The sequence below is a fragment of the Sphingomonas sp. PP-CE-3G-477 genome, assembly GCF_003050745.1.
In the GTDB taxonomy this organism is placed as follows: Bacteria; Pseudomonadota; Alphaproteobacteria; order Sphingomonadales; family Sphingomonadaceae; genus Sphingomonas.
The window spans coordinates 371,700-393,043 of sequence record NZ_QAOF01000003.1 but is presented as its reverse complement, the minus strand read 5'-3'; the positions used below and the strand labels follow the sequence as shown (position 1 = coordinate 393,043).

Annotated in this window: 23 protein-coding genes; 9 read left to right on the top strand and 14 right to left on the bottom strand. The window is 66.2% G+C overall.

Features of this window, described 5'->3' with window-relative positions; genetic code table 11:
• Position 1: 1 nt before the first annotated feature.
• The 3 genes from edd (at position 2) to eda (ending at position 3,537) form a co-directional block, all read left to right on the top strand.
• Positions 2–1,816 carry a phosphogluconate dehydratase gene (edd, locus tag C8J45_RS09275; protein ID WP_107962936.1) on the top strand — a complete coding sequence of 605 codons (1,815 nt, stop codon included), beginning with the start codon at positions 2–4 and terminating at the stop codon, positions 1,814–1,816.
• Positions 1,817–1,963: 147 nt separating this feature from the next.
• Entirely contained in the window at positions 1,964–2,932 is a 969-nt protein-coding gene (gene glk, locus C8J45_RS09270) for a glucokinase (protein WP_056486103.1), read from the top strand.
• Complete coding sequence (gene eda / locus C8J45_RS09265; protein ID WP_107962935.1) at positions 2,929–3,537, top strand: bifunctional 4-hydroxy-2-oxoglutarate aldolase/2-dehydro-3-deoxy-phosphogluconate aldolase; 609 nt, start codon at positions 2,929–2,931, stop codon at positions 3,535–3,537. Before glk ends, eda begins: the two co-directional genes overlap by 4 nt.
• 159 nt (positions 3,538–3,696) lie before the next feature.
• Here eda and mltG read toward each other — a convergent pair whose 3' ends face one another.
• The 6 genes from mltG to fabD form a co-directional block, all read right to left on the bottom strand.
• Positions 3,697–4,665 (bottom strand): endolytic transglycosylase MltG, encoded by a 969-nt coding sequence (mltG, locus tag C8J45_RS09260; protein ID WP_107962934.1) that lies wholly within the window; start codon positions 4,663–4,665, stop codon positions 3,697–3,699.
• Positions 4,666–4,774: 109 nt separating this feature from the next.
• A complete protein-coding gene (gene fabF / locus C8J45_RS09255) occupies positions 4,775–6,037 on the bottom strand; it encodes a beta-ketoacyl-ACP synthase II (RefSeq protein ID WP_107962933.1) in 1,263 nt (420 codons plus the stop codon).
• A 121-nt stretch (positions 6,038–6,158) separates the two neighbouring features.
• Positions 6,159–6,395 carry an acyl carrier protein gene (locus C8J45_RS09250; RefSeq protein WP_031393971.1) on the bottom strand — a complete coding sequence of 79 codons (237 nt, stop codon included), beginning with the start codon at positions 6,393–6,395 and terminating at the stop codon, positions 6,159–6,161.
• A 77-nt stretch (positions 6,396–6,472) separates the two neighbouring features.
• The gene (gene fabG / locus C8J45_RS09245) at positions 6,473–7,210 is read right to left on the bottom strand and encodes a 3-oxoacyl-[acyl-carrier-protein] reductase (RefSeq protein WP_107962932.1); all 738 of its coding nucleotides are present in this window, start codon (positions 7,208–7,210) and stop codon (positions 6,473–6,475) included.
• A gap of 3 nt (positions 7,211–7,213) precedes the next feature.
• Positions 7,214–7,642 carry a GxxExxY protein gene (locus C8J45_RS09240; protein ID WP_107962931.1) on the bottom strand — a complete coding sequence of 143 codons (429 nt, stop codon included), beginning with the start codon at positions 7,640–7,642 and terminating at the stop codon, positions 7,214–7,216.
• A gap of 33 nt (positions 7,643–7,675) precedes the next feature.
• The gene (gene fabD / locus C8J45_RS09235) at positions 7,676–8,635 is read right to left on the bottom strand and encodes an ACP S-malonyltransferase (RefSeq protein ID WP_107962930.1); all 960 of its coding nucleotides are present in this window, start codon (positions 8,633–8,635) and stop codon (positions 7,676–7,678) included.
• Positions 8,636–8,835: 200 nt separating this feature from the next.
• On the opposite strand from fabD, the gene C8J45_RS09230 reads away from it, so the two are divergent.
• From C8J45_RS09230 to rplI, 4 genes are all read left to right on the top strand, one after another.
• Positions 8,836–9,195 carry an RcnB family protein gene (locus C8J45_RS09230; protein ID WP_107963019.1) on the top strand — a complete coding sequence of 120 codons (360 nt, stop codon included), beginning with the start codon at positions 8,836–8,838 and terminating at the stop codon, positions 9,193–9,195.
• A 157-nt stretch (positions 9,196–9,352) separates the two neighbouring features.
• Positions 9,353–9,787, top strand: a complete 435-nt coding sequence (rpsF, locus tag C8J45_RS09225) for a 30S ribosomal protein S6 (RefSeq protein WP_056050884.1) — start codon at positions 9,353–9,355, stop codon at positions 9,785–9,787.
• 2 nt (positions 9,788–9,789) lie between these two features.
• Positions 9,790–10,014, top strand: a complete 225-nt coding sequence (gene rpsR / locus C8J45_RS09220) for a 30S ribosomal protein S18 (protein ID WP_031393978.1) — start codon at positions 9,790–9,792, stop codon at positions 10,012–10,014.
• A gap of 11 nt (positions 10,015–10,025) precedes the next feature.
• Entirely contained in the window at positions 10,026–10,622 is a 597-nt protein-coding gene (rplI, locus tag C8J45_RS09215; RefSeq protein ID WP_056050886.1) for a 50S ribosomal protein L9, read from the top strand.
• Between the two features lie 397 nt (positions 10,623–11,019).
• Here the strand turns inward: rplI and rmuC are convergent, their stop codons facing one another.
• The 3 genes from rmuC to recR all read right to left on the bottom strand — a co-directional run bounded on the left by rmuC (position 11,020) and on the right by recR (position 14,076).
• Positions 11,020–12,471: a DNA recombination protein RmuC gene (gene rmuC / locus C8J45_RS09210; protein ID WP_107962929.1), complete on the bottom strand. Its 1,452-nt coding sequence runs from the start codon at positions 12,469–12,471 to the stop codon at positions 11,020–11,022.
• Positions 12,472–12,908: 437 nt separating this feature from the next.
• Positions 12,909–13,433, bottom strand: coding sequence for a peptide deformylase (gene def, locus C8J45_RS09205; protein ID WP_107962928.1), 525 nt, complete (start codon positions 13,431–13,433; stop codon positions 12,909–12,911).
• 46 nt (positions 13,434–13,479) lie between these two features.
• Positions 13,480–14,076, bottom strand: a complete 597-nt coding sequence (gene recR, locus C8J45_RS09200; RefSeq protein ID WP_056052820.1) for a recombination mediator RecR — start codon at positions 14,074–14,076, stop codon at positions 13,480–13,482.
• 52 nt (positions 14,077–14,128) lie between these two features.
• On the opposite strand from recR, the gene fmt reads away from it, so the two are divergent.
• Together fmt and truA are read left to right on the top strand one after the other, a co-directional pair.
• A complete protein-coding gene (fmt, locus tag C8J45_RS09195; RefSeq protein WP_107962927.1) occupies positions 14,129–15,055 on the top strand; it encodes a methionyl-tRNA formyltransferase in 927 nt (308 codons plus the stop codon).
• Complete coding sequence (gene truA / locus C8J45_RS09190; RefSeq protein ID WP_107962926.1) at positions 15,052–15,792, top strand: tRNA pseudouridine(38-40) synthase TruA; 741 nt, start codon at positions 15,052–15,054, stop codon at positions 15,790–15,792. The genes fmt and truA overlap by 4 nt, the downstream gene beginning before the upstream one ends.
• Positions 15,793–15,864: 72 nt before the next feature.
• Here the strand turns inward: truA and C8J45_RS09185 are convergent, their stop codons facing one another.
• The 5 genes from C8J45_RS09185 to C8J45_RS09165 all read right to left on the bottom strand — a co-directional run bounded on the left by C8J45_RS09185 (position 15,865) and on the right by C8J45_RS09165 (position 21,338).
• Complete coding sequence (locus tag C8J45_RS09185; protein WP_107962925.1) at positions 15,865–17,073, bottom strand: class I SAM-dependent RNA methyltransferase; 1,209 nt, start codon at positions 17,071–17,073, stop codon at positions 15,865–15,867.
• A complete protein-coding gene (locus tag C8J45_RS09180) occupies positions 17,070–18,554 on the bottom strand; it encodes an NAD(P)H-hydrate dehydratase (protein ID WP_107962924.1) in 1,485 nt (494 codons plus the stop codon). Before C8J45_RS09180 ends, C8J45_RS09185 begins: the two co-directional genes overlap by 4 nt.
• The gene (locus C8J45_RS09175; protein WP_107962923.1) at positions 18,551–18,958 is read right to left on the bottom strand and encodes a hypothetical protein; all 408 of its coding nucleotides are present in this window, start codon (positions 18,956–18,958) and stop codon (positions 18,551–18,553) included. Before C8J45_RS09175 ends, C8J45_RS09180 begins: the two co-directional genes overlap by 4 nt.
• The gene (ilvD, locus tag C8J45_RS09170; RefSeq protein ID WP_107962922.1) at positions 18,939–20,660 is read right to left on the bottom strand and encodes a dihydroxy-acid dehydratase; all 1,722 of its coding nucleotides are present in this window, start codon (positions 20,658–20,660) and stop codon (positions 18,939–18,941) included. The genes C8J45_RS09175 and ilvD overlap by 20 nt, the downstream gene beginning before the upstream one ends.
• Positions 20,661–20,987: 327 nt before the next feature.
• Positions 20,988–21,338: a response regulator gene (locus tag C8J45_RS09165; protein WP_107962921.1), complete on the bottom strand. Its 351-nt coding sequence runs from the start codon at positions 21,336–21,338 to the stop codon at positions 20,988–20,990.
• Between the last annotated feature and the right edge of the window lie 6 nt (positions 21,339–21,344).

Sequence of the window (21,344 nt, the reverse complement as noted above, 5' to 3'; positions counted from 1 at the left end):
GATGCTCAACGCCGTCGTCTCCGCGGTGACCGACCGGATCATCGAGCGCTCGCGCGAAAGCCGTGCCGCCTACCTCGCGCTGATCGAGCGCGAGGCGGCGGCGCAGGTCCGACGTCCAGGTCTGGGCTGCGCGAACCTCGCGCACGCCTATGCCGGGACCGAGGAAGACCGCGACGCGATGAAGGCCGATGCCGGCATGAACATCGGTATCGTTACCGCGTATAACGACATGCTGTCGGCACACGCCGTCTATTATCGCTACCCGGAACTGATGAAGATCTGGGCGCGCGAAGCGGGTGCGACCGCACAGGTCGCGGGCGGCGTGCCAGCGATGTGCGACGGCGTGACGCAAGGGTATCCGGGCATGGAGCTGTCGCTGTTCAGCCGCGATACGATCGCGCTGAGCACCGCGATTGCCTTGTCGCACGGAACGTTCGAAGGCGCGGCGCTGCTCGGCATCTGCGACAAGATCGTGCCGGGTCTGCTGATGGGCGCGCTGCGCTTTGGGCATCTGCCGATGGTGCTGATCCCCGGCGGGCCGATGCCGACCGGCTTGCCCAACAAGGCCAAGGCAGCTGTCCGCGAGAAATTCGCGGAAGGGCTCGTCGGGCGCGACGAACTGCTCGAAGCCGAGATCGGCGCGTATCATTCGAAGGGCACGTGCACCTTCTACGGCACGGCGAACACCAACCAGATGATGATGGAGGTCATGGGTCTCCACATGCCGGGCGCGGCGTTCGTCAATCCGGGTACCAAGCTGCGCCAGGAACTGACGCGGGCGGCGGTGCACCGGCTGGCGAAGATCGGCGCGCGCGGCGATTCGTATCGGCCGCTCGGGCATTGCGTCGACGAGAAGGCGATCGTGAATGCCGCGGTCGGCCTGCTCGCGACCGGCGGCTCGACCAATCATCTGCTCCACGTTCCGGCGATCGCGCGCGCCGCGGGGATCATCATCGACTGGGAGGATTTCGATCGCCTTTCCTGCGTGGTCCCGCTGATCGCGCGCGTGTATCCCAACGGCTCGGCCGACGTGAATGCGTTCGAGGCAGCCGGCGGCATGCCCTATGTGATCCGCGAGCTGCTTGGCGAAGGCCTGCTGCACGGCGACATCATGACGATCGGCGGCGAGGATCTTTCGGCCTATGCGAAGACCGCGGTCGTCGAGGGCGATACGCTCGGCTGGCGCGATACGCCGGACAGCGGCGACGAGACGATCCTCCGTCCTGCGACCGCGCCGTTCTCGCCGGATGGCGGCATGCGGATTCTCGCGGGCAATATCGGCCGGGCGTGCATCAAGGTGTCCGCGGTCGAGCGCGAGCGCTGGATCGTCGAGGCGCCTGCAATGGTGTTCGACGACCAGCTTGACGTGATCGAGGCGTTCAAGCGCGGCGAACTGGAGAAGGACGTCGTCGTCGTCGTCCGCTTCCAGGGGCCGCGCGCCAACGGCATGCCCGAGTTGCACAAGCTGACGCCGCCGCTGGGAGTGTTGCAGAATCGCGGGTTCAAGGTGGCGCTGGTCACCGATGGCCGGATGTCGGGCGCGAGCGGGAAAGTGCCGTGCGCGATCCACTGCTCGCCGGAGGCGCTGCTCGATGGTGCGATCGGGTTGATTCGCGATGGCGACATGATCCGGGTGGACGCGGTGAATGGCACACTCGAGGCGTTGGTCGACGCGGATGTGTGGGCGACGCGCGAGATGGTCGCGATACCGCCGCCAGTCAGCGGCATGGGTCGCGAGCTGTTCGGGATGTTCCGAGGGCTTGCCGACGAGGCCGAGAAGGGTGCGTCGGCGATGCTGGCGGGCGCTGGGCTTTAGAACGTCACACGAACCGCCGTTGCCGCGGCCACACCTCCGTCATCCCGGCGAAAGCCGGGACCTCGCTCCACGGGGACGGAGTGTGCGGCTTGAGATCCCAGCTTTCGCTGGGATGACGGGGGACAATAATAATAGACGGAGGACGACATGGAAATCGTAGCGGCAGATATCGGCGGAACGCACGCCCGCTTCGCGATCGCCGAGGTCGAGAACGGGCGCGTCGTGTCGCTTGGCGAGCCGGCGACGCTGAAGACCGCAGACCACGCGTCGCTCCAGACCGCGTACCAGGCGTTCGAGGCAGGCCTCGGTCGCCCCCTGCCCCGCGCGCTGGCGATCGCGGTCGCGTCGCCGGTCGCGAACGATGTCATCCGGCTGACCAACAACCCGTGGATCATCCGCAAGTCGCTGATCACCGAGCGACTGAAGGCCGACCAATGGGTGGTCGTCAACGATTTCGGCGCGGTCGGCCATGCCGTCGCGCAGGTGCCGAGCAGCGATTTCATCCATCTCTGCGGCCCCGATACGCCGCTGCCGTCCGAGGGCATCACGACGATCTGCGGCCCTGGCACCGGGCTCGGCGTCGCGCAGTTGTTGCGGCGCAAAGACGGCTATCAGGTCCTTGAGACCGAGGGCGGGCATATGGACTTCGCGCCGCTCGATGGGATCGAGGATGCGTTGCTCAAACGGCTGCGGAAAACCTTCACGCGCGTCTCGGCCGAGCGCGTCGTTGCTGGACCCGGCATCGTCGCGATCTACGAGACGCTTGCCGCACTGGAGGGCCGCGCTGTGCCAAGCCATGACGACAAGACGATCTGGACCGAAGCGATCGACGGTACCGATTCGATCGCGCTCGCCGCGCTCGACCGGTTCTGTCTAGCACTCGGCGCGGTCGCGGGCGATCTTGCGCTGGCACAGGGCGCCAAGGCAGTCGTGATCGCAGGCGGGCTCGGCTTCCGGATCAAGGATCGGCTCATTCGCTCGGGCTTCGACCAGCGCTTCGTCGCCAAGGGTCGCTTCCAGGGCATGATGGCGGCAATGCCCGTCAAGCTGATCACCCATCCCCAGCCCGGCCTGTTCGGCGCCGCGGCCGCCTTCGCACAGGAACATACCCAATGAACGCAACTATCGCAGACATCATGCAGACCAGCGCCGTCATCCCGGTGCTGGTGATCGAGGACGCGGCGCTCGCTCGTCCGCTCGCCGAGGCGCTCGTCGCCGGCGGCTTGCGCGTGCTGGAAGTGACGTTGCGCACCGGCGCCGCACTGGAGGCGATCGCCGAGATGAAGAAGGTGCCGGGCGCGATCGTTGGCGCAGGCACCGTCGTCAACACGCAGCAGTTCGCGCAGGTCCGCGATGCGGGGGCGGAGTTCATCGTGTCGCCGGGGCTGACCGAACGCCTCGCTATGCCGATCATCGAGAGCGGCATTCCGTTCCTGCCGGGGATCGCCAATGCGGCGGATATCATGACCGGACTCGACCTGGGGCTGACGCACTTCAAGTTCTTCCCGGCCGAGGCGAATGGCGGGTTGAAGGCGCTCAAGGCTCTCGCCGCGCCGTTCTACCAGTGCAGCTTCTGCCCGACCGGCGGAATCACCGAAGCGAGTGCGCCCGAGTGGCTGGCGTTCAAGCCAGTGTTGTGTGTGGGCGGAAGCTGGGTGACCGGCGGGACGATGGCGGAGATCGAGATCAAGGCGCGCGCGGCTAACGCGCTGCGGGGGTAATTCCTCCCCGGCACGGGGAGGGGGACCGCGACGCGCAGCGGCGGGGTGGAGGGGGAGCGCCACGAGTGTACCGCCTGGCCTAGTCGCGACTGCTGGTACGCTCGCGGTGAGCCCCCTCCACCATCCTGCGGATGGTCCCCCTCCCCGTTCCGGGGAGGATTACATTTCGCCGCGGGCTTTGCGGATGGCGTACCATTTCTTCACGTTGGCGTTGTGTTCGGCCAGCGTGTTCGCGAACACGTGGCCGCCGGTGCCGTCCGCTACGAAATAGAGCGCCTGGGTCTGCGCCGGATCGAGCACCGCGTCGATCGAGGCGCGGCCGGGGTTGGCGATCGGACCGACCGGCAGGCCGGCTTCGGCATAGGTGTTGTAGCCGTTCTTCGCGTGCAGTTCCGACCGCAAGATACGGCGGCCCAGCGGGCGGCCCTTGGTGATCGGGTAAATCACCGTGGGGTCGGCCTGGAGCGGCATGCCGCCCCGCAGGCGATTGCCGTAGACCGCGGCGACGGTGCGGCGTTCGGAGGGCTTGCCGGTTTCCTTCTCGACGATCGAGGCGAGGATGACTGCCTGTTCGGGCGTCGTCACGGCGATGCCGGGCTTTCGCGCGGCCCAGGCGGTGGCGAGGTAGCTCTTCATCGCCGCCTGCATCCGCACCACGACCGATGCGCGGGTGTCGCCGGCCTGGAAGGCGTAGCTGTCGGGGAGGATCGAGCCTTCCGCGGGGACCGGCACGGTGCCGATCAGGCCGTCGGCCTTCATCAACGCGTCGTGGACGAGGACCGAGGGATAGCCTTCGGGGACGACGACGAGGCGCTGGACGACCTTGCCGCCTTGCATCAGCTTGAGGATGTCGGACTGGCTGGTGTGTGGCGCGATGCGGTATTCGCCGGCCTTGATCGGGTCGCCCGAGCCGAACACGCGGGCGTACAGGCTGAAGCGTCGGGCCGAGGGGATCGCGCCGGCCTTTTCGAGTTCGGTGGCAGCGCCGGCCAGCGTGCTGCCTTCGCCGATCTGCACGGTCAGCGTGCGCGGGGCCGGGCCTGCGCCGCCCCAGCCCTGCACGACCAGGAACAGCGCAACGATTGCCGCCAAGCCTAAGACGAGTCCGAAACAGCCGACCTTGCGCATCACTACCTCTTGTTCTCCCGCGAAGGCGGGAGCCCAGTCTGGGCCCCCGCCTTGGGCCCCATCAAAGTATTGCTTTGATGGGTGACCCTTCGCGGGGAAACAAACCTTCTTAACGAACCTTGGTCATCACCAAGGAGGCATTCGTGCCGCCGAAGCCGAACGAATTGTTTAGCACCGCGCGGACTTCACGCTTCTTGGCCACGTGTGGGACGAGATCGACCCCCACGCAGCTGTCGCTCGGATTGTCGAGGTTCAGCGTCGGCGGGACGATCTGGTCGCGCAGCGCGAGGATGCAGAAGATGCTCTCGACCGCGCCGGCGCCGCCGAGCAGATGGCCGATCGCCGACTTGGTCGAGGACATCGACAGACCCGAGATCGCATCGCCGAACAGGCGACGGACCGCGCCGAGTTCGAGTTCGTCGCCGAGCGGCGTCGAGGTGCCGTGCGCGTTGATGTAATCGATGTCCTCGAGCTTAAGGCCCGACTTCTTGATCGCCATCTGCATCGAGCGGAACGCGCCATCGCCTTCCGGATGCGGCGCGGTCACGTGGTACGCGTCGCCCGACAGACCGTAGCCGATCACTTCGGCATACATCTTCGCGCCGCGCGCCTTAGCATGTTCGTACTCCTCGAGCACCAGCACGCCGGCGCCCTCGCCCATGACGAAGCCGTCGCGGTCCTTGTCGTAAGGGCGCGAGGCCTTTTCGGGCGAATCGTTGAAGTTGGTCGACAGCGCGCGGGCCTGTGCGAACCCGGCGATGCCGAGCGGGCAGACCGTGCCCTCCGCGCCGCCCGCGAGCATCACGTCGGCGTCGTCCATCGCGATCATCCGCGCGGCGTCGCCGATCGCGTGCGCGCCGGTCGAGCAGGCGGTAACGACCGCATGATTCGGACCGCGCAGACCGTATTTGATCGAGACCTGGCCCGAGATCAGATTGATCAGGCGGCCGTGGACGAAGTGTGGCGAAACGCGACGCGGGCCCTTGGTATGGAGCACGATCGCCTCGCTCTCGATACCCGGCAGGCCACCGATACCCGAACCGATCGAGACGCCGGCGCGCCAGCTTTCCTCGAGCGTCATGTCGAGCAGACCGGCGTCTTCCAGAGCCTGGCCCGCGGCGTCGATGCCGTAGATGATGAACGGATCGACCTGGCGCTGGACCTTGTGGTCGACTCGCTTGCCGGGGTCGAAGCCATATTCGTGGTCGGCCGGCTTAACCTCGCAGGCGATGCGGCACGCCTGATCCGACGCGTCGAAGCGCGTGATCGGGCCCGCGCCCGACTTGCCGGCGAGGATATTCGCCCAGGCCGTTTCAACATCCGCCCCCAAGGGGGTGACCAGGCCTAGCCCGGTTACGACGACACGCCGCATGGCTTCAAACTCCGTCTGCTCTCAAAACGAAACGGCTCCCCGCCCTCTTTGCCCAAGGACGGGGAGCCGCTCAAATCACACCCTTCAGGGCAGGTCCAAAGTTTTGAACCCTAGACCCTGATCAGGCCTTGTGCTCGTCGATGTAGGTGATGGCGTCCTTGACGGTCGCAATCTTCTCGGCGGCATCATCGGGGATCTCGACACCGAACTCTTCCTCGAACGCCATGACGAGTTCGACGATGTCGAGGCTGTCTGCGCCCAGGTCGTCGATGAAGCTCGCGTCCTCGGTCACCTTGTCGGCTTCGACGCCGAGATGCTCGACGACGATTTTCTTCACGCGGTCAGCGGTCTCGCTCATGGTAGTTCCCTCTTCAAATCTGGGGGTTTTAGGTATTTCCTGAACGCACCTAGAACGCGGTAGTTCAGCGCGCAAGTTCAGATCATCGCCATCCCGCCGTTCACGTGCACGGTTTGTCCCGTGACGTACCCGGCTTCACGGCTAGCAAGGTACACGATCGCCGCGCCGATGTCTGCGCCCTCGCCGAGACGGCCGGCGGGAATCTTCGCGGTGAGCGCAGTCTTCTGCGCGTCGGGCAGCGCGTCGGTCATCGGCGAGGTGATGAAACCGGGCGCGACGCAATTGACGGTGATGCCGCGGCTGGCGAGTTCCTGCGCCATCGATTTCGACATGCCGATCAGGCCGGCCTTCGATGCGGCGTAGTTCGCCTGGCCGGGGTTGCCGGTGACGCCGACGATCGAGGTGACCGAGATCATCCGGCCGAAGCGTGCCTTCATCATCGGCTTGGCGGCGGCGCGCATGAGGCGGAACGCGGCTTCGAGATTGACGCGGATAACGCTGTCCCACTCATCGTCCTTCATCCGCATCGCGAGATTGTCGCGGGTGACGCCGGCGTTGTTGACGAGGATGTCTAGCTTGCCGAGCTTCTCCACCGCCTGAGGGACGAGCGCGTCGACGGCAGCGGCGTCGGAGAGGTTGCAGGGAAGCGCGACGTGGTCGCCGCCGAGGGTGGCACGGAAGGCTTCGAGCTTGTCGGCGTTGGAGCCGGATACGGCCAGGCGGGCGCCTTGGGCGGCTAGGGCCTTGGCGATCTCGGACCCGATCCCGCCGGATGCTCCGGTGACGAGGGCGGTCATGCCTGTGAGGTCGAACATTGGTCAGTCTCCAAGAAGATTGTTCACGCGGAGACGCGGAGCCGCGGAGGGGCGATGGTCGTTTACGATCCGTCGCACTCCCTCTTTCAGCGTTGCGCCACCGAAGTTGATCAGCAGCCCTACGGGCTGGTGGGTTAGGCGTAGGTAGGTCAGCAGTTGTTTGCGGTGCGCGGCGTTCAGTTGCTCTACCGATTTGATTTCGACCAGAAGGCGTTCGTCGACGAGTAGATCGATTCTGAAGGCCGCTTCGAAGCGCATGCCGTCAAACTCGATGTCTACCGGTCGCTGCCGCGCCACGTGGTAACCCAGACCGGCAAGCTTACCCGCCAAGACCATCTCGTAGACGCTTTCGAGAAGCCCCGGACCCAGCTCGCGGTGAATGCGAAGTGAGAGATCGAGCACATCGCCACTGATCTGATCGATTTCTCTCAAATCTTCTCTCCGCGGCTCCGCGTCTCCGCGTGATTACATCTTCTTCACGAGTTCCTCGATGTCGTCCATCGTGATGACGCTCGTCGTTTCGACGTCGGGGGTAATGCGCTTGACCATCGGGCTGAGCACCTTGCCGCCGAATTCGACGAAGTGGTCGACCCCCGCCGCATGCATCGCCAACACCGATTCGCGCCAGCGGACCATGCCGGTGACCTGCTGGACCAGAAGGTGACGGATCGCGCCGGGGTCGGCGACGGCGGTTGCGTCTACGTTGGCGAAAACCGGGACCAAAGGCGCGCGAAGGTCAGCGTCGAGGAGCGCGGCTTCCATGGCTTCGGCGGCGGGCTGCATCAGGGGGCAGTGGAAGGGAGCGGAGACGGGCAACAATACCGCGCGCTTGGCGCCTAGGTCCTTGGCTAGCGTGATCGCCTTTTCGATGGCGAGGCGGTGGCCGGAGATGACGACCTGCGAGGGGTCATTGTCGTTGGCGACGGTGCAGATCAGTTCGGGACCACCCTCCGCGAGGATCGCGTCGACCGCGGCGCCGGCGATCAGCTGCGCCTTTTTGAGGTCCGTGCCGAGCAGCGCGGCCATCGCGCCCTCGCCTACCGGTACTGCCGCCTGCATCGCGCGGCCGCGGAGTTTCAGGAGGCGGGCGGTGGTCGACAGGTCGAGCGCTCCGGCGGCGCACAAGGCGGTGTATTCGCCGAGGCTGTGGCCGGCGACGTAATCCGCCTTGTCGGCGAGGCGGATGCCGCCTTCCTTCTCGGCGACGCGCAGGGTGGCGATCGCGTTCGCCATGATCGCGGGCTGCGCGTTCTCGGTGAGGAGCAGGTCGTCCGCGGGCCCTTCGCTCATCAGGCGGAACAGGTGCTGGCCGAGCGCCTCGTCGACTTCGGCGAAGACCTCGCGGGCGGTGGCACTGGCGTCGGCGAGCGCCTTGCCCATGCCGACAGACTGGCTCCCCTGGCCGGGGAAGATGAACGCGCGCATGGCCTATCCTCTGTGTTGGGTCTTCGTTTCAGCGCGGGGCCTATAAAGGTGCGCGTCGAGTTGCAACCTGAACGAACCACGCGGCCTTGCGACAATATGCGACCATTTCGCCGACCTTGCGACAATCGCCTGCGACAATCGGCTCCCAGATTATGGAGGACGCCGCAGCAACGGCGCCGTGTTTCAAACGGGAGATTATCATGAAGACGTTCATCCTCAGCGCGCTTGCCGCCACCCTCGTCGCCAGCCCGCTGCTCGCCGCAGCGCCTGCTGAAGCGCAGCAGCGTCGCGAAGTCACCACCGTGCGCCACAACGATAACAACGGCCGCACCGTCGTCACCAAGCGCACCGTCGTCCGCACGCCGCAGTATCGCAACTGGCGGGCCGGCCAGCGCTTCGATCGTCGCCAGGCTCAGAACTACCGGGTGATCACGACGTATCGCAACTATCGCCTCGCCGCCCCGCCGCGTGGCAGCCAGTGGGTCCGCTCGGGCAACGACGCACTGCTGATCAACGGTCGCGGCAACGTGGTCCAGGTTCGTGGCGGCGCGTTCCGGTAAACCTGAACACCTTGCCTTTCCCCGATAAACGGGTAAGGCCCTCTGCAACCGGGGTGAGAGATTCGCGTCTCTCGCCCCTGTTTGCATTCTAGACGACAGCCGGAGGGGTGCACGCATGGGGCGTGTATCAGCGATCGGCCAAGACGAAGGACAAGACATGGCTCTTTACGAGCACGTGTTCCTTGCGCGCCAGGATCTGGCACAAGCGCAGGTGGACGCACTGGCGGAAATCGCCACCAAGATCGTGAACGACAACGAAGGTCGGGTCGTAAAGACCGAGAACTGGGGCCTGCGTTCGCTGGCGTACAAGATCGCCAAGAACCGCAAGGCGCACTATGTCATGCTCGAGATCGATGCCCCGGGCAGCGTGATCGCAGAGCTGGAGCGCCAGACCCAGATCAACGAAGACATCATCCGTTACATGACGGTCAAGGTCGACACCCTCGAAGAGGGCCCGACCGTGATGATGCGCAAGCAGGATCGTGACCGCGAGCGTCGTGGCGACCGTGAAGGTGGCCGTGAGGGCCGCCCCGATCGTGGCGATCGTCCGGACCGTGGTCCCCGTCGTGACCGCGAAGAGGGAGCTGAATAAACATGGCACGTCCATTCTTCCGCCGCCGCAAGAGCTGCCCGTTCTCCGCCAAAGACGCTCCCCGGATCGACTATAAGGACGTCCGGTTGCTGCAGGGCTTCGTGTCCGAGCGTGGCAAGATCGTCCCGTCGCGTATCACTTCGGTGGCCGCAAAGAAGCAGCGCGAACTGGCTCAAGCCATCAAGCGTGCGCGTCATCTGGGCTTGCTGCCCTACATCGTTAAGTAAGGAGCGCCCACATGGACGTCATTCTGCTTGAGCGCGTCGAAAAGCTTGGTGCTATCGGCGACGTGGTGAAGGTCAAGGACGGTTACGCGCGTAACTTCCTGCTTCCCAACAAGAAGGCGCTTCGTTCGAACGAAGCCAACCGCAAGGTGTTCGAGTCGAACCGTGCGAAGATCGAATCGGACAACGCGTCGCGTCGCAGCGATGCAGAGACCGAAGCGAAGACCTTCAACGACGCGACCGTGACCCTGATCCGTCAGGCGTCGAACACCGGTCAGCTCTACGGTTCGGTCGCGGTTCGCGATCTGGTCGATGCGCTGGTGGCCGATGGTCACAAGGTCGGCAAGTCGGCGATCGTGCTCGACAAGCCGATCAAAGCGATCGGTGTGTATACCGTCAAGGTATCGCTGCACCCCGAGGTGTCGGTGGCCGTCAAGGTCAACGTCGCCCGCTCGCCTGAAGAGGCCGAGATGCAGGCTTCGGGCGTCGACGTGATGTCGTCGATGTTCGAGCGCGACGAGGCTGGCTTCGTCGAGGATTACGATCCGAACGCAGAGCCTGGCGCGACCGCCGAAGCACCGCGCGACCAGGAGGAAGAGGCGCAGGGTTGATCCCTTCGCTTCCCTTCTAGCCGATACAGAAAGGCCCGCCCGGAGTGATCCGGGCGGGCCTTTTCTTTTGTGCTTTTGCGGTAGAGGTTAGGGGCAGGTTACGCAGGCGCCGATCATTGCGGCGAAGGGGATGAGGGCGCAGAGGATGGGGACTAGGTGTTTCATGACCGGGTGACTCTTGGGGGTGTTATCCGGTTAATGCGCCGCGTCGGAAAAGGTTGCCGAGAGGTGAACGAATTTTGTACCGATCGGTTTTCGGTGCAAAGAGCTTTATTTCCTTACCACCCCGGCGGAGGCCGGGGCCCAATTGGAAAAGCTGGAATAACGGATCGCAGCGTCCATCATTCGCGTCCTCCAATTGGGCCCCGGCCTTCGCCGGGGTGGTGGTAGTGGAAGGTCAGCTTTCGACGTTCTCTGGCTTCTCGATCAACGCGGGCCCCTCGCCTAGCGCGAGTGCGTCAACCGAGGACACGTCCTCCAAATCCCGCGCGCCCGTCTCGATGTTCAGATCGCGGAACTTGCGGCCGGTTACCATCAGGCGGCCGTTGAACGAGTTGGTGAAGCCGTTGAAGTTCTTCACCGCGCTGTTGAGACCGACGCCGACCTTGCGCAGGTCGTCCGCGACCTTGGCGAGGCGATCGTGCATTTCCTTGCCGAGTTCGCCGATCTTCCGTGCTTCGTTGGCGAGTTTTTCCTGGCGCCAGACCGCCGCGACAGTTCGGGCGATCGCGATCAGGTTCGTGGGGGTAGCCAGCAGCACGCGCTTTTCGAAGGCGAAGTCCCAGAGCGTCGGGTCGTGTTCGAGCGCGGCGGAGAGGAAGTGTTCGCCGGGCACGAACATGATGACGTAGTCGGGCGTATCGGCGAACTGGCTCCAATACGCCTTGTTGCCGAGACCGTTGACGTGCGCGCGCATCGACGCCGCGTGGGCGGCGAGACCGATCAGGCGTTCGGCATCGTCGACCGCGCCGAATGCGTCCTGGTACGCGTTGAGCGAGACCTTCGCGTCGATCACCAGCGCGCGGCCGCCGGGGACGCGGATGATCGCGTCGGGGCGGAGGCGAGCGCCGTCATCGCCTACCGCGACCGAGACCTCGGTCTGGAAATCGGTGTGTTCGCTGAGGCCGCAGGTTTCGAGAACGTTCTTCAGCTGCTGCTCGCCCCAACGGCCGCGCGACTTGGGGGCGTTGCGGAGGGAATTGACGAGCTTGGCGGCTTCGGTGGAGACCTTTTCCTGGCCGAGGCGCATCTGCTCGATCTGGCCCTTGAGGTCGCCGAACGCGTCGCGGCGTTCGGCCTCGACCTTGGCGACGCCCTCTTCGTAGCGTTGCAGGCGGTCGCTTACCGGCTGGAGCATCGACTTGAGGTTCAAGCCGGCGGATTCCTCGGACTGGCGGAAGCGGGCGTCGGCGCGTTCGAGGAAGGTCTTCTGCGCGTCGCTCAGCAGCTTGTTGGCGACGTCGCCGAACTGCGCGGCCATGACGTCCTTCGCCTCGCGGAGTTCGAGCAGACGGGCTTCGAACGCTTCGCCTTGCGCCTTGAGCGTGGCGATTTCGGTGCGGGCGGCGTCGCGGTCGGCGCGGATCGTTGCGAGGTCGAGGCGAAGGCGATCGGTATCGGTGGCGCGCTCGGCGTTTTGCGCGCGGAGGGTTGCGAGGTCCTGCATCGCGGCGTTGCGTTCGCGTTCGACCGCATCGCGCGCGGTGCGGATGAGGTCGGCGTCGGCGACCTTAGTTTGGGCGACGGCGAGTTCGCTGGCCAGGGTGGCGGCTCGGCGGGAGGCCAGGAGCCAGCCTAAGAGGATGCCGGCGGCTAGCGCGAGGACGGCGATGATGGCGAACTCAGCCATTTTGCGCAGCCGAAACTGGAGTGAAGTATAGGAAGTGCAGACGCTGGCGCAGCATTTCCTTGGGAGGAGATGGGGGCGTTAGCGGGCGGGTTTGGGAAGCGAATGGGGACGTCATGCTTGGAACATACGTCGAACGGTTGACGTAGGACAATCGGAATATTGTTCTGCCGCGGAGGCGGGAGTCCAGAGTTCACGGGTGGTGGTGCTTGTGGTCTTGGGCCCCCGCATTCGCGGGGGAACTAGGGGGCGGGTCGGCACCTTTTCCACCAGCACCACCCCGGCGGAGGCCGGGGCCCAGTTGGGGGCGTTGCCAACTTAGGGCAGCGTGTCGTTACTGCGACCTTTCCAACTGGGCCCCGGCCTTCGCCGGGGTGGTAGCGTGCTGGGTGAATGAGCCGCGCGCTCTCAGAACGGACAGCACCGACACCCCCCGCCCCTCACCCCAGCTTGCGCTGCTTCGCCAGCTTCTTCAGCACCATGTCGCGCTTGAGGCGGCTGATGTGGTCGATGAACAGCACGCCATCGAGATGGTCGATCTCATGCTGCATGCAGGTCGACAGCAACCCGTCGAAATCCTCCTCATGCGCAGCACCGGTCTCGTCGAGCCATTTCACACGGCACCGCGCCGGGCGCGCGACCTCGGCATATTGCTCCGGGATCGAGAGGCAGCCCTCGTTGTAGGTGGAGACCTCGTCGCTGACCGACAGGATCTCGGCGTTGATGTACGCCTTGGGGTTCTTGATCGGCTTGTCGTCCTCGTCCTTCTCCTCCTGGAGATCGATGACGAGGACGCGCTGCTGTACACCGACCTGAGTCGCGGCGAGGCCGATGCCGTTGAAGTCGTACATCGTCTCGATCATGTCGGCGACGAGCGTGCGGGTGGAGTCGTCGACCGTCTCCACCGGCTCGGCGACGAGGCGCAGGCGGGGATCGGGGACTTCGAGAACGGTCATGACGGTCATAGTGCGTCCGCTAAGGTACGCGTGCCGGGTGCGTCAAGGACTTGGCTCAAGCCATTGGCCGCCTTGCCCTAAGTGCCTGCGCCAGCGTGCCCTCGTCGAGATAGTCGAGTTCGCCGCCGACCGGCAGGCCATGTGCGAGCTGCGTGACGCGGACGGGGAAGCGTTCGATGCGCTCCGCGATGTAGTGCGCGGTGGTCTGGCCCTCAAGCGTGGCGTTCATCGCGAGGACGACTTCGTCGATGCCGCCGGCTTCGATGCGGCGGACGAGGCTGTCGATGCTGAGATCCTCCGGACGGATGCCTTCGAGTGCGGACAGCCGCCCGCCTAGGACGTGGAAGCGGCCGGGGAACAGGCGGGACCTATCCAATGCCCAGAGATCGGCGACTTCCTCGACGACGCACAGCGAACGCTGGTCGCGGCGCGGGTCGGCGCAGATCGCGCAGGGGTTGGTGGTGTCGACGTTGCCGCAGGTCGAGCAATTCTCCAGCCGCTCGTCGACCGCGGTGAGGGCCTCACGCAAGGGACCCAGCGCCGCGTCGCGCTTCTTGAGCAGATGCAGCACGGCGCGACGTGCGGACCGGGGGCCTAGGCCGGGGAGCCGGGCCAGCGCCTGCGTCAGCGCCTCGATCTCGGGGGATGCCATAGGGAACAGATAGGGGGTTGCGCGGCTCCCCGCCAGCGTGTTCGAGAGAGCCATGCGGATCATCTTCATGGGAACGCCGGACTTCGCAGTGCCGGTGCTGGAGGCTCTCGTCGCGGCGGGGCATGACGTGGTGGCGGCGTATTGCCAGCCGGCGCGACCGGGCGGGCGGCGTGGGCGCGAACTGGTGCCTTCGCCGGTGCAGGTCCGGGCGGAAGCGCTGGGGATCGAAGTGCGGACGCCGGTGTCGTTCAAGGCATCTCTGCCGGACGGGCTTGAGGCGCGCGAGGCGTTTGCGGCCTTGAACGCGGATGTGGCGGTCGTTGCGGCCTATGGTCTTATTCTGCCGCGCGCGGTGCTGGAGGCGCCGCGGTTCGGGTGTCTCAACGTGCATGGGTCGCTGTTGCCGCGGTGGCGCGGGGCGGCGCCGGTGCAGCGGGCCATCCTTGCTGGCGATGCCGAGACGGGTGTCGGGATCATGCAGATGGAGGCGGGTCTGGATACCGGGCCGGTTCGGCTCGAGGGACGGACGCCGATCGTCGGCAAGACCGCGGGGGATCTGACGTCCGAGCTGTCGGCGATGGGGGCGCGGTTGATGGTCGAAGTGCTGGGCGATCTCGACGCCTACCCTGCCCGGCCGCAGCCCGAGGAGGGCGTTACCTACGCCGCCAAGATCGAGAAGGCGGAGGCGCGGATCAATTTCGAGCGGTCGGCGGTCGAGGTCGAGCGGCTGGTGCGGGCGATGAACCCGGCGCCGGGGGCTTGGTTCGAGCATGCCGGTGAGCGGGTGAAGGTGCTGGCGGCGGACGTGTTGCCGTTCTCGTTTCTTGGGTGCGAGGGGCTGACGGTCAATGCCGAGCTGACGATTGGGTGCGGCGACGGGGCGATCCGGCCGACCCTGGTACAGCGCGCGGGGCGCGGCGTGACCTCGGCGGAGGAAATGCTGCGCGGGTTTCCGATCCGGTCGGGGACGCAGCTTTGACGCGGTTCGCGTTGACGGTGGAGTTCGACGGGCGGCCGTTCATGGGCTGGCAGCGGCAGAAGCATGGGCCGAGCGTGCAGGCGGCGCTGGAGGCGGCGGTGCTGAAGATGACTGGCGAGACTGCGGCGGTGCAGGCCGCGGGGCGGACCGATGCGGGGGTGCACGGGATGGCGATGCGCGCGCATGTCGATATCGCGAAGCCGGTCGCGGCGTTTCGGTTGATGGAGGGGCTGAATGCGCTGGTGAAGCCGGCGCCGGTGTCGGTGCTGGCGTGCGAGGTGGTCGACGACGATTGGCATGCGCGGTTTTCGTGTGTCGGGCGGTCGTACGAGTACCGGATCGTCAACCGGCGCTCGCCGTTGACGTTCGAGGCGGGGCTCGCCTGGCAGGTGCCGCAGTTGCTGGATGCGGGCGCGATGGCGGAGGCTGCGGGGGCGCTGGTCGGGCGGCATGACTTCACGACGTTTCGGTCGGCGCATTGCCAGGCGGACAGTCCGGTGCGGACTTTGGACCGGCTTGAGGTTGTGCGGGAGGGGGAGCGGCTGTTCGTTTATGCGGCGGCGCGGTCGTTCCTGCACCATCAGGTGCGGTCTATGGTTGGGTGTCTGGCGTTGGTGGGTATGGGGCGTTGGGCGGTTGGCGATGTTGCGGACGCGCTCGCGGCGAAGGATCGGGCGATGCTGGGGCTGAACGCGCCGCCTGACGGGTTGTTCTTCGTGAGTGCGGTTTATCCCTGACAAGCTTGTTCCCCCGCGAAGGCGGGGGTCCAGTCTGGGCCCCCGCCTTCGCGGGGGAACAAGCTTCTTCGGCTAGCGGACGAACTTCGCGGCTAGCTCCACATGCGTCGACCAGCGGAACTGGCCGACCGGCTGGACCCAGTCGATCCGCCAACCCGCGTCGCAAAGCTCCTTCGCATCCCGCGCGAAGCTCGCCGGATTGCACGAGACATAGGCGATCACCGGCGTCTTGCACTCAGCTAGCGCAGTAGCCTGTTCGCGCGCGCCGGAGCGGGGCGGATCGATCACCACCGCGTCGAAGCGGTCGAGTTCGGCGACCGTCAGCGGGCGGCGATATAGGTCGCGGTGCTCCGGGTAAACCGGACGTTGGGTGCGGTGCGCGGCGGCCTTTAGCGAGCCGAGCGCGTCGCGTGCGCCTTCGGCCGCGTAGACCTTGGCGGGGATTGCCAGTGCGAAGGTGCCGAGGCCGGCGAACAGGTCGGCGACCGTCGCTGGCTTGCCGATCGCTTCCAGGACGGCGGCGGTGAGTGCGGCCTCGCCATCAGGTGTGGCCTGGAGGAACGACGCGGGCGGGAGCGGTACGGGGACGCCACCGAGGGTGATCGTGACCGCGTCGGGTTCCCATCGCGTCTCGGGGCCTAGGCCGTCGTCGAAGGCTACACGGGCGATCTTGTAGTCTTCACAGAATTTGGTGAGCGCTTCGGCGGCGGGGAGGCCTTCGGGGGCGAAGCCGGTGATCAGGATGTCCGCGCCCTGATCGGCTAGAGTCAGGTGAATGTCAGCGCGGCGGCGGAAATTGAGGCGCTTGAGCAACTGGCGAAGCGGCTGGACGAGCGCGAAGAGGCGCGGATCGAGGATCCAGCACTCCTTGATGTCGACGATCGTGTGCGCCTTCTCCGCGGTGAAGCCGAGCGTGATCTTGCCGCCCTTGGCCTCGGCGTGGAGCGTGGCGCGGCGGCGGCTGCGTTCGGGGGAGATGTGCGGCGTGCGGATCGGCGCGGACAGGTCCTGGCCGTCGAGCGCGGAGGCGATGCGGTCGGTGACGAACTCGGCATAGGCCTGGTCGTCGAGATGCTGGAGCTGGCAGCCGCCGCAGGTCGGGAAATGGACGCAGGGGGGAGTCTGGTGGTGCGGGCCGGGTATCACGGTGCCGTCGGGCGCGAGCGTGTCGCCGGGTGCCGAGAAGGCGGCGTGGCGACCGTCGGCGGTCATCCCGTCGCCGCGCGCCGCGACGCGGACGATCGTGTCGATATTCGATTCAGAGGTCGTTTCAGAGGTCATAGCGACGCTCTGGCCGACCGGAGCGCTTCCGCCAAGTCGTCGGCGATGAAAGCCGCGCCCAATCGGCGGGCAGCGTCACCGTGGAGCCACACTCCGGCGCAGGCCGCGTCGAGCGGATCGAGCCTGGCGGCGAGCATCGCGCCGATCGCGCCGGCGAGGACGTCACCGGTGCCGGCGGTGGAGAGCCAGTCGCTGGCCCCTTGCGCGATGCGGACGCGGCCGTCGGGCGCGGCGATGACGGTGTCGGCGCCTTTGAAGACGATGATGGCGTTGGCGCGCGTGGCGGCGTCGCGGGCTCGGGTAATCTTGTTGGTGTCGGATTTGCCGAAGAGCGCGTCGAACTCGCCGGCGTGCGGGGTGAGGATAACGGGGACCTTCAGCGCCTTGATCCGGCCGGGGTCGAGCAAGCGGAGGGCGTCGCCATCGATGATCAGCGGGTGGCCCGAGGTCAGCGCCGCTTCGAGACGAGCCTTGGCCGTATCGTCGCGGCCGAGGCCGGGACCGATTACGAGTGCGCCGATGCGATCGTTGGCAAGCGCGTGATCGGAGAATGGCGTGCGGACGAGCGCGTGCGGGGGGCCTTGGCTGCCCCCGAGCAGGGTCACGTAGCCAGCGCCGGCGCGCATCGCGGCCAGGGCTGCGAGATCGGAAGCGCCGGACATGGTGCCCGCGATGATCGCGACCATGCCTCTGGTATATTTGTGCGAGTCTGGGCCCGGGGTCGGGAGGATTGGGGTTTTAAGGACTTCGGCTTGGCTGGCAGTGGGAACGCCGATGTCGAGCAGGCGAAGCTCGCCGCAATAGCGCGCGGCGGGTTGGAGGAGGTGCGCTGGTTTTACTGCGCCGAGTGCAAGGGTGAGGTTGAAGGCGGGCGGCGTGCTGAGCTCTTCGCCTGTGTCCGTGCCAAGGCCACTGGGCAGGTCGACCGCGATGCTTAGCTGCGCGGCGTTTGCGAGGAAATGGAGACACTCGAACCCCAACCGTTCCCCCGCGGACGCGGGGGCCCAGGATAGGCCGCTAGGTGAGCCCTCGGGATTTAGCTGGGCCCCCGCGTCCGCGGGGGAACGGTTGGGGGTCGGTGTTGTACTGGCGTCGAGCGGCCGTGTCAGGCCGGTGCCGAACAGCGCGTCTACGAGGATTGGTGCGGGTTTCGCCTCCGCCAGCGTTTCGACCGGGCCTAGCCACCCTGCCCTCGCCGACTTCGCCGCGTCGGTCTTGGGCTCCGACAGCGCCGCGACCCTAACCGCAACGCCCATTTCCGCCAGCACGCGGGCCGCGACGTAGCCGTCGCCGCCATTGTTGCCGGGGCCGCATAGGATCAGGACGTCGTTCGTCCCCGCGAGCCGGCGGACTACCTCCGCGATCGCGGTGCCGGCGCGGTCCATCAGTGTTTCGACCGAGACGCCGGTGGCGATGACCGCGTCCTCCGCCGCGCGCATTTCGGCGGCGGTGAGGACCGGCTGGCCTTCGATGCCGATCATGACGGCTTCGTCGTACCCTTGACGGTGGCCGGGAGGCGGTAGCGGTTGTCGCCCAGCACGACCTCAATGCCGTCCCCACCCAAGATCGTTACCTTCGCGACCTCGGCACCGTCTGCGGCAATTACGCCACGACCGTCTTGCGTTACCAGCAACCGGCGAAAGGCTCCGTCGGGATGGCGGATCGTCAGGATCAGGCCATCCTTGCCCTGTGTCTGCTCGATCGTGCAGGTCGACGCGAACGCGGCTCCACCCTGCGCGCAGGCGATACGGCTGTCCCCAGCGGTTTCGGTGCGCTGCTTTGCCGCGACCTGTTCGCTGCTCGGCTGCCCCCGCCCGCACGCTGCGAGCGGGAGCGAGAGAAGCGCGGCAACCGCCAGTATTTGCTTAGATATCCGCGTAGACATGGGTTTCGGCTGCCGCTCCAGGATGCGTGACGGCACCCTTGTACGCGGGGCCGACGGTCTTCGCATAGCGCCAGAGTGCGCCCGAGCCGTAATCGTTGGTGCGCGGCACCCACGCGGCGCGGCGCTCCGCCATCACGGCCTCGGGAACGTCGAGGTCGATCGTGCCGGCTTCGGCGTCGATGTGGATGATGTCGCCGTTTTCGACCAGTGCGATCGGGCCGCCGTCCGCTGCTTCGGGGCCGACATGGCCGATGCAGAAGCCACGCGTGCCGCCCGAGAAGCGCCCGTCGGTGATCAGCGCGACGCTCTCGCCCATGCCGAGGCCGTAGAGCGCGGCGGTGGTCGACAGCATCTCGCGCATGCCGGGGCCGCCCTTGGGGCCTTCGTAGCGGATGACGATGACTTCGCCTTCGTTGATCTCGCGGTTTTCGACCGCGGCGAAGGTGTCCTCCTCGCAATCGAACACGCGCGCCGGCCCTGAGAACTGGAGGCGGTGCATGCCCGCGACCTTCACGATCGCGCCGTCGGGGGCGAGACTGCCGCGTAAGCCCACGACGCCGCCGGTGGGGGTCAGCGGGGTCTTGATGTCGTAGATGACCTTCTGGTCGGGGTTCCACGTCACCTGGTCGATATTCTCGCCGAGAGACTTGCCCGTCACCGTCAGGCAATCGCCGTTGAGGAATCCGCCTGCGAGCATCGTCTTCATCAGCATGTAGACGCCGCCGGCCTCGTACATGTCCTTGGCGACGTACTTACCACCGGGTTTGAGGTCCGCGATGTACGGCGTTGTCTTGAAGATCTCGGCGACGTCGAAAAGGTCGAATTCGATACCGGCTTCGGACGCCATTGCAGGGAGATGCAGCGCGGCGTTGGTCGAGCCGCCGGTCGCGGCGACGACGCGGGCGGCGTTGATGAACGCCTCGCGCGTGCAGATGTCGCGCGGGCGGATGTTGTCGGCGAGACAGTCCATGACCTGCGCGCCGGCCGCCACGGCGATCTGTTCGCGCGTGGTGTAAGGTGCGGGCACCATGTTGCTGTTCGGGATCGACAAACCGATCGCTTCCGCGACGCATGCCATCGTGTTCGCGGTGTACTGGCCGCCGCATGCGCCGTGGCCGGGACAGGCGACCTTCTCGATCGCATGGACTTCGGAGAGCGGGCACGCGCCGGCCGCGTATTTGCCGACGATCTCGAACACGTCGACGACGGTGACGTCGCGGTCCTGATAGCGACCGGGCAGGATCGAGCCGCCATAGACGAAGACGGAGGGGATGTTGAGGCGGAGCATCGCCATCATCATGCCGGGCAACGACTTGTCGCAGCCGGCGAACCCGACCAGCGCGTCGTAGCAATGGCCGCGGACCGAGAGTTCGACCGAGTCGGCGATGACTTCGCGGCTCACCAGCGAGGCCTTCATGCCCTGATGGCCCATCGCGATGCCGTCGGTGACGGTGATCGTGTTGAAGCGGCGCGGCATGCCGCCGCCCTGGATAACGCCGGCCTGCGCGGCATCAGCCTGCGCGTCGAGCGTGGTGTTGCAGGGCGCGGAATTGTTGCCGGCGGACGCGAGCGCGACGAACGGGCGCGCAATCTGCTCCTCGTCGAGGCCCATCGCGTAGTAATAGCTGCGGTGCGGGGCGCGTTCTGGGCCGACGGAGACGTGGCGGCTCGGCAGGCGCGATTTATCGAATGTGCGGGTCATGGCGAACGCCTATGTCGCGGGAGGGGGTATTTGCGCAAGAGAGTTGCGTCGATTTTTGCGCCTGGACGCGGCGCAGTGTTTCGGATGAGACCGAAACCAGTCACCTCCCTGGCGAAGGCCGGAGTCCAATTGGAAAGGCCATGGTAACTGACGACCGACCATCGTTACTGCCGTCCCCCAATTGGACCCCGGCCTTCGCCGGGTGGGGGGGCGTCTTATGCGCGAAATGTCTGTGTCAGACTGCCGCACGTATATTTACGCAGCTTGGGCCTCACCCTTTCCACCGCTTTGCGGCGGGACCCTTCCCTCTCCTGGTGAAAGAGGAAATTAGAGGCCTTCGAGGGCCTTCGCGACGCCATCCATCGTGAAGGGCTTCTGCAACCGCGGACGGTCGCGGAATTCTGGCGCTACGCCGTCATCGCCGCCGCCGGTGGCGAAGACGAACGGGACGCCCCTGGCTGCCAGCGCCTCGGCGACCGCGGTGCTCTTCTCGCCGCCACGCAGGTTCACGTCGAGGATCGCGCCATCGACGCCGCCCTCTTCGATCCGCTTCAATGCGTCGGCGACGGTGTCGACGGAGCCCGCCACACCCTTGTCCAGCACTTCGAGAAAATCCTCGAGCATCATGGCGATCAACGGTTCGTCTTCGACGATCAGAATCTGCTGGGGAGCGGTCATGTCATG

Coding starts and splice junctions, on each gene's coding strand:
- C8J45_RS09165 (WP_107962921.1), bottom strand. CDS start 21,338: ATGACCGCTCCCCAGCAGATTCTGATCGTCGAAGACGAACCGTTGATC.
- fmt (WP_107962927.1), top strand. CDS start 14,129: ATGCGGATCATCTTCATGGGAACGCCGGACTTCGCAGTGCCGGTGCTG.
- C8J45_RS09230 (WP_107963019.1), top strand. CDS start 8,836: ATGAAGACGTTCATCCTCAGCGCGCTTGCCGCCACCCTCGTCGCCAGC.
- C8J45_RS09185 (WP_107962925.1), bottom strand. CDS start 17,073: ATGACCTCTGAAACGACCTCTGAATCGAATATCGACACGATCGTCCGC.
- rplI (WP_056050886.1), top strand. CDS start 10,026: ATGGACGTCATTCTGCTTGAGCGCGTCGAAAAGCTTGGTGCTATCGGC.
- fabD (WP_107962930.1), bottom strand. CDS start 8,635: ATGCGCGCGTTCATCTTCCCCGGCCAGGGGAGCCAGTCTGTCGGCATG.
- fabF (WP_107962933.1), bottom strand. CDS start 6,037: ATGCGGCGTGTCGTCGTAACCGGGCTAGGCCTGGTCACCCCCTTGGGG.
- edd (WP_107962936.1), top strand. CDS start 2: ATGCTCAACGCCGTCGTCTCCGCGGTGACCGACCGGATCATCGAGCGC.
- C8J45_RS09175 (WP_107962923.1), bottom strand. CDS start 18,958: ATGTCTACGCGGATATCTAAGCAAATACTGGCGGTTGCCGCGCTTCTC.
- mltG (WP_107962934.1), bottom strand. CDS start 4,665: ATGCGCAAGGTCGGCTGTTTCGGACTCGTCTTAGGCTTGGCGGCAATC.
- ilvD (WP_107962922.1), bottom strand. CDS start 20,660: ATGACCCGCACATTCGATAAATCGCGCCTGCCGAGCCGCCACGTCTCC.
- rpsF (WP_056050884.1), top strand. CDS start 9,353: ATGGCTCTTTACGAGCACGTGTTCCTTGCGCGCCAGGATCTGGCACAA.
- eda (WP_107962935.1), top strand. CDS start 2,929: ATGAACGCAACTATCGCAGACATCATGCAGACCAGCGCCGTCATCCCG.
- rpsR (WP_031393978.1), top strand. CDS start 9,790: ATGGCACGTCCATTCTTCCGCCGCCGCAAGAGCTGCCCGTTCTCCGCC.
- rmuC (WP_107962929.1), bottom strand. CDS start 12,471: ATGGCTGAGTTCGCCATCATCGCCGTCCTCGCGCTAGCCGCCGGCATC.
- C8J45_RS09250 (WP_031393971.1), bottom strand. CDS start 6,395: ATGAGCGAGACCGCTGACCGCGTGAAGAAAATCGTCGTCGAGCATCTC.
- def (WP_107962928.1), bottom strand. CDS start 13,433: ATGACCGTCATGACCGTTCTCGAAGTCCCCGATCCCCGCCTGCGCCTC.
- fabG (WP_107962932.1), bottom strand. CDS start 7,210: ATGTTCGACCTCACAGGCATGACCGCCCTCGTCACCGGAGCATCCGGC.
- recR (WP_056052820.1), bottom strand. CDS start 14,076: ATGGCATCCCCCGAGATCGAGGCGCTGACGCAGGCGCTGGCCCGGCTC.
- C8J45_RS09180 (WP_107962924.1), bottom strand. CDS start 18,554: ATGATCGGCATCGAAGGCCAGCCGGTCCTCACCGCCGCCGAAATGCGC.
- glk (WP_056486103.1), top strand. CDS start 1,964: ATGGAAATCGTAGCGGCAGATATCGGCGGAACGCACGCCCGCTTCGCG.